The organism is Syntrophaceticus schinkii (assembly GCF_000946815.1).
Taxonomy (GTDB): domain Bacteria; phylum Bacillota; class DSM-12270; order Thermacetogeniales; family Thermacetogeniaceae; genus Syntrophaceticus; species Syntrophaceticus schinkii.
In genome coordinates this window covers 1-1,410 of record NZ_CDRZ01000125.1, presented here as the reverse complement: position 1 = coordinate 1,410, position 1,410 = coordinate 1, and the positions used below count along the sequence as shown (strand labels likewise).

The following is a 1,410-nucleotide window of genomic DNA, read 5'->3' as shown; positions in this document are numbered from 1 at the left end:
GGTATTCTTGCTGGATATGGAAAGGGCAGCGTGCGACAGCGGGGTAAGGTAATTAAAGGGTAAGGATCCTCTCAGTATTCCATGACAGGTTTGGTTTGGGTGCTGGGGGATCTCTACATTATCCACACTATGCACACTGACTGGCATTATCTAGCTAGACTTTGATTGGCACCTGAATTCTCAACTTTATGGCAGACTGTCGCTATAATTCTTCCGTTATTGGCGGTGAGAATTGCAGCGTCAAATTGAGTGAGAGGCAACAAGATGGGGGGATAGAACACTAAAGGAACAGATAGACATGGCTGCTTCTGCGTGTTTATCGATATGGTTTAACGAGCGCTATCCTAATTATCCGAAATTTTTACTGACCGTGACATCTGAAAATATAAACCAGGTTTTTAAATATGGGATGGAATATATTGCAGGAAAGAAAAATGATGCAGGAATGAAGGTTCTTGATTCGCTGCAGCTATTAGATGGAGATATGATATCACCCCAAAAATCAGTATATGGAAAACACTTTATCGATCTTATAAATAAGTTACCACAAGGCAAGGTATTAAATAGAGGGGATATCATTGACAGGATCAATGAGGAAGCAGAATATGATACAGAGTTTAAACTGGAACCCATTTGGGTGGTTCTAATATTATCATCACTAGTATACAGCGGGGATATAACCCTTACTGCCGGAGGCAAGACTTTTGATGCCACAATGCTCAAGGAACTTGCAGCAGAGAATACTTCTTATTTGATTGATTTCAAGCATTGCGATAAGCCGAAAGATATACCTGTAGCTGTGCTAAAAAAGCTGTTTGAAATGCTTGATTTGCCTCCAGGGCAGGTTGTTAATGCCAACATGAGGGATGATGCTGTCGTCAGTATGCTGGAGAAAGCCGATGAATATATAGATAAAGCCTTAAAAGCACTTGTATTTCTCAATGGGGATATATCTGTTTGGGGCAAACCTTCCTTAGAGTCATATAAGGTAGAAAGTTATAAAGATAGCATCAAAGGTTTCAAGGATTTCTTTGATTCGCTTAAAATTTACAACACCCAGGCGAAACTTAAAAACTTCAAATTTACTAAAGAAGATATTGAAAAACAAGCAGCCGTTCTTCAGCAGCTGACGGAAATTGATAGAATAAAGGAACTAAAATCCAAGATAGATGCCAATACTACATACCTTTCAGGGGCAGAAGTAGTTTTAAAGGACAAGTCATGGGTAGAAAGCATCAATAAAATTAAAATTAAAAATGGAGACATGTTCATCAAAAATCTGGACAGCATAGATGATGATTTTGTTAGAACATTCAATATCGAACTTGCAGAATTAAAAAATCAATATATAAGCATATATATGGATCTACATAAAAAACACAGGCTTGTGTTGCCTCTCACTCAATTTGA

The 1,410-nt window shown here is 38.1% G+C and carries 1 protein-coding gene; it reads left to right on the top strand.

All coding sequences use genetic code 11. The features are described from left to right. Positions 1 to 298 precede the first annotated feature (298 nt). Positions 299 to 1,410, top strand: a 1,112-nt coding sequence (locus SSCH_RS06170; protein WP_232294255.1) for a DUF6079 domain-containing protein, incomplete at its 3' end; no start/stop codon positions are given.